Source organism: Amedibacillus sp. YH-ame6 (assembly GCF_053848845.1).
Window position 1 is genome coordinate 38,826 of record NZ_JBSPEZ010000006.1, and the last position, 10,170, is coordinate 48,995.

Annotated in this window: 7 protein-coding genes and 1 CRISPR repeat array; all 7 genes read left to right on the plus strand. The window is 31.0% G+C overall.

Annotation, left to right across the window (positions count from 1 at the left end):
- Positions 1 to 2: 2 nt before the first annotated feature.
- The 7 genes from cas2 (at position 3) to ACWG0P_RS06000 (ending at position 9,834) form a co-directional block, all read left to right on the plus strand.
- A complete protein-coding gene (gene cas2, locus ACWG0P_RS05970) occupies positions 3 to 314 on the plus strand; it encodes a CRISPR-associated endonuclease Cas2 (RefSeq protein ID WP_455800953.1) in 312 nt (103 codons plus the stop codon).
- Positions 311 to 1,186, plus strand: coding sequence for a hypothetical protein (locus ACWG0P_RS05975; RefSeq protein ID WP_455800954.1), 876 nt, complete (start codon positions 311 to 313; stop codon positions 1,184 to 1,186). The genes cas2 and ACWG0P_RS05975 overlap by 4 nt, the downstream gene beginning before the upstream one ends.
- A 91-nt stretch (positions 1,187 to 1,277) precedes the next feature.
- Positions 1,278 to 4,069: direct repeats of the CRISPR family, unit length 36 nt; unit sequence AATAAAGAATCTAGTAAAATGAATTTGTGCTTATAC.
- A gap of 19 nt (positions 4,070 to 4,088) precedes the next feature.
- Positions 4,089 to 4,382 (plus strand): hypothetical protein, encoded by a 294-nt coding sequence (locus ACWG0P_RS05980; RefSeq protein ID WP_455800955.1) that lies wholly within the window; start codon positions 4,089 to 4,091, stop codon positions 4,380 to 4,382.
- Between the two features lie 663 nt (positions 4,383 to 5,045).
- A complete protein-coding gene (locus tag ACWG0P_RS05985; RefSeq protein WP_455800956.1) occupies positions 5,046 to 5,621 on the plus strand; it encodes a hypothetical protein in 576 nt (191 codons plus the stop codon).
- Between the two features lie 96 nt (positions 5,622 to 5,717).
- A complete protein-coding gene (locus ACWG0P_RS05990; protein WP_455800957.1) occupies positions 5,718 to 6,218 on the plus strand; it encodes a hypothetical protein in 501 nt (166 codons plus the stop codon).
- Positions 6,219 to 6,509: 291 nt separating this feature from the next.
- Entirely contained in the window at positions 6,510 to 9,098 is a 2,589-nt protein-coding gene (locus tag ACWG0P_RS05995) for a DEAD/DEAH box helicase (RefSeq protein ID WP_455800958.1), read from the plus strand.
- A gap of 10 nt (positions 9,099 to 9,108) precedes the next feature.
- Complete coding sequence (locus ACWG0P_RS06000) at positions 9,109 to 9,834, plus strand: SWIM zinc finger family protein (RefSeq protein WP_455800959.1); 726 nt, start codon at positions 9,109 to 9,111, stop codon at positions 9,832 to 9,834.
- Positions 9,835 to 10,170 lie beyond the last annotated feature (336 nt).

Here is a 10,170-nt window from a genome sequence, read left to right on the forward strand (position 1 = left end):
TTATGAGAGTAATTGTTCTATTTGATTTACCTATGATAACTAATGTTGAAAAAAGACAATATAATAAGTTTAGAAATTTTCTTCTTAAAGATGGATTTAGTATGATTCAATTTTCGGTTTATATGAGGTTTTGTAAAAATGCAGTAGATGCAGAAAAGCATATAGGAAGAGTGAAGCAACTTTCTCCAGTAAAGGGAAACATTAGAATACTTAGTGTTACAGAAAAACAATATGAAGATATGATTATGGTGATCGGTACAAAATCTGCTACCGAAGAATATGTCAACAGTCAAATGACAATGGTGATAGAATGAAAATATATTTTAATTTTACAGAAGCTTTTAAAGAAGTGTATTTTGATAAGATGATTTGTTTTCATGGTAATATTGATAATCAAAACAAACTGTATGATGTGATGATAAATGGATTAAATGGTTCTGATAGATCATTTTTACTAAATAATACTAGCGTAAAAAAGAAAGAATTGAATATAATTGAGTTCTCATCAAATAGCATACTTGATGATCTTAAGATGACTTCAAAAAGCTATAATTTAAAGATTTTAGAAAGCATTATTGACAATGAAGACAATGGAGTTTTGGAAGAAAACATTAATGATATTCTTGAAGCGTATGAAAAGAAAATTATTGATAAATACGCACTGTTGACTAATGATGGATCGGTATTGTTCGAACCAAGACTGAAAGTAGAGTCTATTAAGGATGTAATAATTAGTAATTTTAAACTTGTATCAAAAGAGGATTTGAATATTTCTAAGGAAGTAGAATTACAATTAAGAGTTATTCTGCATTATGTTTCAATGAATAGTAATCATGAATTTTATTTATTAATCAAGCATTTTGATCATTGTTTGGACATAGAGCAAATGAAGTCTATAGTTTTAAAAATCGAAGAAATTGAAAATCTTCATGTAGTGATTTTTAGCAAATCTTTTGAAATATTTGAACATTTCTCGAACAAAGCTATGACCAATTATATGATCAAAGATAGAATCGTAAGCAAACCATTTGAATATAATTCACCAGAAACATTTGAATATTCTATTTTATCAACGAAGGAGAAAGATAGATTTAAGAGAGTGTCTGATTTGTTGTTAAGGTATCGGAATTATATTGAAATAGTTTCTGAAAAAAATAAAAAACAAGAAAATTATGATGAAATTTAGTCAAGAATCTTGTTTTTTTAAAAATTTAGTAAGATGAATTGCACAAAAAGTGTGATTTTTAAGGAGTTTTATCAAAGAAATGTTGCTATCTAATAAAGAATCTAGTAAAATGAATTTGTGCTTATACAATAACTCATAATGTTAGATATGTATTGTAAATAAAGAATCTAGTAAAATGAATTTGTGCTTATACTTCTAGTTTTTAAGTGTTTACTTTCACTATAATAAAGAATCTAGTAAAATGAATTTGTGCTTATACTGATAGATATATGGTATCTCATGTATATGTAATAAAGAATCTAGTAAAATGAATTTGTGCTTATACTTTCGACGCTTTAATAGAAGAAGTGAAAGCAATAAAGAATCTAGTAAAATGAATTTGTGCTTATACCTACTTGTGCAGCGTCACTGATTGCTGTTAATAAAGAATCTAGTAAAATGAATTTGTGCTTATACTGACAGTAAAAGAGAATCCAACAGATATCAAATAAAGAATCTAGTAAAATGAATTTGTGCTTATACAACACCAAAACCTATATAGCTTACCTTTAAATAAAGAATCTAGTAAAATGAATTTGTGCTTATACATCTGTTGAGCAATTAAGAAGATACTTACCAATAAAGAATCTAGTAAAATGAATTTGTGCTTATACTTTTTCAATTGCTAGGTATTCGCCTATCGAATAAAGAATCTAGTAAAATGAATTTGTGCTTATACTCTCAAGTGCAGGCAAATGTAATGAGTCATAATAAAGAATCTAGTAAAATGAATTTGTGCTTATACCCTTAGGACCATACTTATATGCTCCAATGAAATAAAGAATCTAGTAAAATGAATTTGTGCTTATACAGTACAAAATTAGGTGCGTGGGACTTAGAAAATAAAGAATCTAGTAAAATGAATTTGTGCTTATACATCAAGTTCATGTACAAGGCTTGCAGTCTTAATAAAGAATCTAGTAAAATGAATTTGTGCTTATACACATGAACGCGTATATGATTGATGTTGACAATAAAGAATCTAGTAAAATGAATTTGTGCTTATACTGCCGGTGTAAAAGATGCCGTGATCAATAGAATAAAGAATCTAGTAAAATGAATTTGTGCTTATACCTCACCTTCTTTGATTTTTAATTGTACCTAATAAAGAATCTAGTAAAATGAATTTGTGCTTATACGAAAAAGGTATGTACAAATTAAAAGAAATAAATAAAGAATCTAGTAAAATGAATTTGTGCTTATACTTGCTTCCGCCTGTAACAACAACATTACGTAATAAAGAATCTAGTAAAATGAATTTGTGCTTATACCTCGCCGATCAATGGTTTAAGTCTTTTATAATAAAGAATCTAGTAAAATGAATTTGTGCTTATACGGAACAACGCAATGGACGTGGAAACATGATAATAAAGAATCTAGTAAAATGAATTTGTGCTTATACGTGCACGCGCAGATAAATGCTTTGGAAAGGAATAAAGAATCTAGTAAAATGAATTTGTGCTTATACGGCAACATCATGAACCCTGGCAACATCATAATAAAGAATCTAGTAAAATGAATTTGTGCTTATACTAATTGTAGTAATTCAACCATATTAGTGTCAATAAAGAATCTAGTAAAATGAATTTGTGCTTATACCACTCATAACAAATATCATCGATCAAATAGAATAAAGAATCTAGTAAAATGAATTTGTGCTTATACTCAAACTGACACCGACTACATTTTAGAAAATAAAGAATCTAGTAAAATGAATTTGTGCTTATACCAGTAACCAATGGTGTAGCCTCTAAAACTGAATAAAGAATCTAGTAAAATGAATTTGTGCTTATACTACTTTGCACTCCTTAAATTTAGGAACGCAAATAAAGAATCTAGTAAAATGAATTTGTGCTTATACTGGTTACCTAACTATATCCTATATCGGATTAATAAAGAATCTAGTAAAATGAATTTGTGCTTATACATGAAGACCTTGATATCACACTAGAAAACGAATAAAGAATCTAGTAAAATGAATTTGTGCTTATACTGTTCTGCATATAATAACGCTTGTTGCTCAAATAAAGAATCTAGTAAAATGAATTTGTGCTTATACTTCATAAGTTGTAAAGTTCCATAACTAATAAATAAAGAATCTAGTAAAATGAATTTGTGCTTATACAAGTCCACTTGAGGCATTAACACGCAAGTAAATAAAGAATCTAGTAAAATGAATTTGTGCTTATACGCTTCCTTTGTGTGGTCTGTTGTAGTCTGCAATAAAGAATCTAGTAAAATGAATTTGTGCTTATACGTGCTAATTCACATGGTTCTTCTGCTATTAAATAAAGAATCTAGTAAAATGAATTTGTGCTTATACTGCACGTGCAGATAAACGTATTGGAAAGGAATAAAGAATCTAGTAAAATGAATTTGTGCTTATACTAATGACATCAGCAAAATTTGGTGCATTAAAATAAAGAATCTAGTAAAATGAATTTGTGCTTATACATCTGCGAATGCTTTGTTTGTTAGTGACCAAATAAAGAATCTAGTAAAATGAATTTGTGCTTATACAGAGAATTTATCAGAAATATCAATTGGGCAATAAAGAATCTAGTAAAATGAATTTGTGCTTATACTATTTTCCAAGTGGAAGTACTGATGTAGCAATAAAGAATCTAGTAAAATGAATTTGTGCTTATACTTCCTGCTTCATACTTAACAGTCATTTCATAATAAAGAATCTAGTAAAATGAATTTGTGCTTATACTGTTGGTATTTGGTTGATCCTATGTGCTTTAATAAAGAATCTAGCAAAATGAATTTGTGCTTATACACCATGAAAACAACAACAACAACAAAAATAAAGAATCTAGTAAAATGAATTTGTGCTTATACATATTCTTATCCTCGACCGTTGGTACTTTTTTTTGACATAGTAGCAATCAGCGAATTACTTGGAGAAGGTTTTGATTTCCCTTCTTTGGAAACTTTGTTACTATCATTACCCATTGCTGATAAGAATAGAGTTGAACAATATACGGGTAGGTTACACAGAGAATTTGCAGATAAGGCATGTGTTCAAGTTCATGACTATGTTGATATTCATATACCAGTGTTTGATGCTATGTTTCAAAAACGATTAAAAGCTTACTATAGAGAAGGCTATCATTTGCAAGAAGTAGAAGATGCACAGAAGTTATCGCATTAATATATTATAAAGATTCTTATTTAAGTGTTCTAAAAAATGACTTTGCATCATCAAAAAAACAAATAGTAATAAGAATGAGCAATTACCAATTAGCAAAAGTTAAGAAATCTCACGTACTACTGATGCAAATAGTGCATAGAGGGGTTAAATCATATTCATTATTGGTGAAAATAAAATATATGAGGAAGTGAAACGTTATTTGAATGGTGCAGGTTGTGAGTTGATTGTTACAACAAAAATGATAAATTCAAATTTTATAATTTTAGATAAAAATATCGTATGGTATGGAGATATAAATATGTTTAATTATGAATCTAATTCATCATCTTTCATTGGACTTGTAAACAAATCACTTGCTCAAAAACTGTGAAATGATATATGAGTTTTATAATCGTAATATTGAAGAAAATGTACCTTCGTAGATTTTTGGAAATATTAATATTTTGGTATTTGTATTGGGTTATATATGAAATGTATTTGCTGTATTTACGGATGAAAACATCAGCACGAGCATAGGATGTCTAATGAGAATATCATTTATAAAATAAGAGGATTATTTCATCAAAATCATAAATAGAAATTAAAAAAAGGAAGGGAACATGTTTTGTCGCAATCTGTTTTTGTCCTGTGGTATAATAAGACTGCAAAGAAAAGAGGTGTATTATGAAAACCTATATATTAAAAAAATATAATAAATCATTGCTTTCTTTTACGATTGAAAATGATAAGTATAACACCACTAAAGTAACTATTTTAAAGACTCTCTCAGATACAAAAGATTTCCCTGAAAGAGTAAAAGGAGATACGCAAACACTTTTGTGTTGGTTAAGACGCCGGATGATACCTCAAAATAGGACTTTTGTGCATGAAATACTTTCAAGTCAAAATATTGATATGCATGATTTACAGGGACAATTAGATATCTGTAAAGGGCTATCGGTAAACGATCCTTATTGGGTAGTGTCACAAGATTTTAATGGACGATGGGAAGAGTATAATTTATATGAAAACCACTTTTCAGATATTTTATCATTAGTAGCTTTTACTGGATGTAATACATCAGTCAAAGAGTTGTCACCTAGTCCTGAAATGACAACCGATGGACAACTTCCGAAGTCGTGGAGAAGAGTAGAAAATAAATTGATATTATTTAAGGGTGGAACAGATACATCTTTATTTACAAATGGAGGGAAAGAGCCATATAGTGAATATTATGCAGCGCAAGTAGCGAGAAGTTAGGGGATTTCACATGTCAGTTATGATTTGCAGAAATGGAAAGGAATATTAGCATCAATATGTGAGAATTTCACAAACAAGGATGTATCATTTGTTCCTATGGGGAATTTACTAGATACATTTGACTTGAAGCGTCTAGAAGAGAGAATTACAGAATTAGGATTTATAAAAGAATTTAGAGAAATGATTTTATTTGATGCAATTATTAATAATGAAGACCGTCATTATGGGAATTTCGGATTATTAAAAAACAATCACACAAATGAATATCTTTCAATGGCTCCATTGTTTGATCATGGAATATCATTGTTTTCTCATCTAAGCGATGAAAAGATACAAGATAAGAAACTGTTTGAAGATTATAAGTCAAAACATAATGATTCTGCTTTAGGTGGAAAGCAGAATCAATTAGTGAAATGGTTTTGTGAAAAAGAAGATATTTCAAAACTTAATAATCTTTATAATTTTGAATTTCAAAAACATGTAAAATATAATCTTTCAATAGCAAGACTGAATATTCTTCAAGATTATATTCAAGATAAGGCGAGAGAAATAACAAGGGATTTTAATAATAGAAAAAATATTCAATCTGAAGTTTAAACAGAAAAGGAAGGTTTTAATAAGAAGAGATTACAAAATAGCCTGTCACGTAGAATGAAGGTAAGTGGACTATAAGGGGATGTTGAGTTTATACCTCGAGTATTCTTGTAACAAACGAAATCTTCATGACTGTTTGTAAGCTTAAAAAAATGAAGTAGCTCCTTTTGCCATATTACTGGCTTCGTCACTTCTAAATATTCAGATAAGTTTAACGCAGAGTGCGCGTTAAAAATGGAAGTATAGTATTTTGGATGAAAAATATGATATCATGATATCAAAAGAGGTAAACATATGAAACTTTATAGTACACTGAAATTTATTATCACAAGCGATGGTTTTTATTTGGATCAAACAAGCGAAGTGCTAAATTCTATTCAAGAGCAATTTCATGATAATCGCTATCATGCATTGTACCATTTAGGCTTTCAAGAACAACCTTCTAAATTGCATCCTTCTACATTATTTTTATTTCAAGTTAGCGAGGCGTATATCAAGTTATTAACCTCACTTCCAGAGTTAGAAATCGCCAGGGAAGAAAGTATAGTAGAGGCAAATGACGATGTATGGAATAACATACAAGGAAAAATACCATACATACTTGGCAATGAATTCGTGGATAGAGATTGGTTGAATATTCAATTTACTAAATTAAACGAGATATTCTCAAGTGAAATTAAGGACTATGATGGGAAAGTTGCTCTTTATTTAGCAGAAAAAAATCAAAGTCTCAAAACTCCAGAACGCATCTTCTTTCATTTAGTAGAAAACAAGGATGATGTATATCCTTTTGCCTTTATGGCGACCTATGCAACAAAAACACAAGAGGGCAAGATACGACACATGCCTTTAACTTACGCCCTTGAAGAATATAAACAAGAACGTAATAAATTACTTTCACTATTATCTTGTCTGAATAAAGCATCGGAAGCTTGTCCTTTACTTTCACAGTTTGTACAAAGTGGAGAATTGTTTCATCCCTTGAAAATAACTACGCAAGAAGCTTATGAATTTTTAAAGCATGTAGAAGCGATTGAAGCATCTGGGATTTTATGTCGTATTCCGAATTGGTGGCGAAAGAAATATGCAAGTGTTTCATTGAATGTAAAGATGGGAGAAGATAAACCATCACTTTTTGGCTTTGATTCTCTAATTTCTTTACAACCAGTACTTGTTGTAGATGGCGTTGAATTAACAAAATCAGATGTGAAAAAATTACTTCAACAAAGTGAAGGGTTAGCACTTTTGAAAGGGAAATGGGTGGAAGTTGATCATGAGAAATTAAGAGCATTACTGGAAGATATTGATAAGAATAAAAAAGATATCACTCTTTTACAAGCAATACGTGGAGATGTTGAATATATCGATCGAGACGCAGATAATGGGATATTGATAAGCAATGGTTCTTGGTTGGCATCTTTTCTGCAATCTCTTCGTAATCCAACGAAGTTAGAACCAGTTGCCATGCCAAAAGGGATGAATGTAACACTTCGACCATATCAAACTATTGGGTTTTCATGGCTTCACCACATGAGTGAATTGGGTTTTGGGGCTTGTTTGGCAGATGATATGGGACTAGGCAAAACGGTACAAGTTTTATCTTTTTTGCAAGCCTATTATGAACAAATGCCAGACGCAAAAATATTGTTAATTGTGCCTGCTTCCTTGTTAGAAAACTGGAGAAAAGAAGGAGAAAGGTTTGCGCCAAAGTTACCAATACATATTTTGCATGGAAGAAGTGCAAGTGTGTTAAAGAAAGAAATAAAAGAACTTAACTTTGTTACAGTTACAACCTATGGTATGGTATCTAGATTGTTGGAACTTTCTGATATATCTTGGAATGTTATTATATTAGATGAAGCACAAGCAATCAAAAATCCATTAACTGCTCAGACGAAATCAATTAAACATTTGAAAGGGAATGTAAGAATTGCGATGACAGGAACACCAATTGAAAATGATCTAACCAATTTATGGTCCTTGTTTGATTTCTTAAACAAAGGATTGTTGGGAACCTCTGGAGAATTTAAGCAATTCTCTACTCGTTTGCAATCTCATCCAGAAGGGTATGAGAAGTTAAAGGCAATGGTTTCCCCCTTTATTTTAAGAAGATTGAAAACAGACAAAACGATTATTGATGATTTACCTGATAAAATAGAAACGATTGAATATATCACACTTAGTAAACAACAAATTGTACTCTATCGTAATTTGCTGAATGAAATGGAAGACAAGATTTTGAATAGTGATGGAATGGAACATCGAGGAATTGTTTTATCTGCTATTACAAAGCTAAAACAAATTTGCAATCATCCAGATCAGTATTTAGGAGAAGATACTTATAGTCGTAAGGATAGTGGGAAATTTGAAGTATTAAAAGAGCTATGCGAAACCATTTATGAAAAGCGTGAACGTGTGTTAATCTTCACACAGTATAAGGAAATCATACCTTATCTTTGTGATTATTTGGAAAGTATTTTCCATAAGCGTGGATATGTCATTCATGGTGGAGTGCCAGTGAAGCAAAGGGGAAAGATTGTGGAGCAATTTAATGCGGAAGAATATGTGCCATATATTGTTTGTTCCCTTAAAGCAGCAGGTACTGGTTTGAATTTAACCTCTGCAAATCATGTGATTCACTTTGATCGTTGGTGGAATCCTTCTGTTGAAAACCAAGCGACTGATCGAGCATTCCGTATCGGTCAAAAGAAAAATGTAATGGTACATAAATTTGTTTGTAAAGGAACAATAGAAGAGAAAATTGACCAAATGATCAATTCAAAAAAAGCATTAGCGGAATCAATTATAGGAGCAAATGATGAACATTGGATTACAGAATTACAAGGCGAAGATTTGATGAACTTACTTCGTCTGGATATGTGAGGTGATGATGATGCGTAAATATTGGGATATTCCAACATATTCACAAATATCAGTGGAAGAATTACGAGAAAAAGCAGAAATGAGTAGTCAAAAAGCAGCCAGTAAAGGAAAAACAATGGAGCCTGTGATAATCAGCGGAAAAGGTATTTCACAGAGTTGGTGGGGACAATCTTGGTGTGCAAACTTAGAACGGTATGCGGATTATGATAATCGCTTAAGTCGCGGAAAACGTTATGTTCGCTCTGGTGCAGTTATTGACTTACAGATTATAAAGGGAAAAATTTTAGCACGAGTACAAGGAAGTCGTAAAGCACCATATAAAGTAGAAATCCATATTTCTCCATTAAAGGAAGACACTTGTCAGAACATTATGGCAGCTTGTGCAAATAAAATAGATTCTTTAGAATCACTTATTACGGGAGATTTTCCTGATGAATTTAAAGACTTATTTACAAATGAAACTGGACTGTTTCCAAACCCTAGAGAGATTAGCTTCCAGTGCAGTTGCCCAGATTGGGCTGTGATGTGTAAACATGTCGCCGCAGTGCTATATGGAATTGGTGCGCGTCTAGATGATAATCCTTTCTTATTCTTTACGCTTCGAGGGATTGATGTTGAACAATTAATTGATACTACAATCGCTAATAAGGTGGAGATGATGTTGAGCCATAGTGATGTGAAAAGTGAACGTATCTTGGATACAGCGTTTGTACATGATGTGTTTGGAGTGATTTAGGTATCTAAAACAATCAATGGCTAGTATTTGCATGAACTTCATGATGATCGTATACAAGAAATCTTTATTGTACAATGTATATGAAAATATAAATGAAAGTGCAAGAATAAGGGTGTGTAGAAAATGAGGCACCAGTGGTATAGGGACAGCTGTTTGAATCCTATATGATAAAGAAGGTGCATATGTTTTGATAATTAGTCGTATTGAAGATAGAGGAAAGAATCAAGAAAAGAATAACGGATGCGGTTGAATCTGCATTATTTCTATATGTATTGTTAGGTAATAACAGAAAGCTTACGACAACGTAGTGCAACAAATATAGAGCAAGTTGTAGCT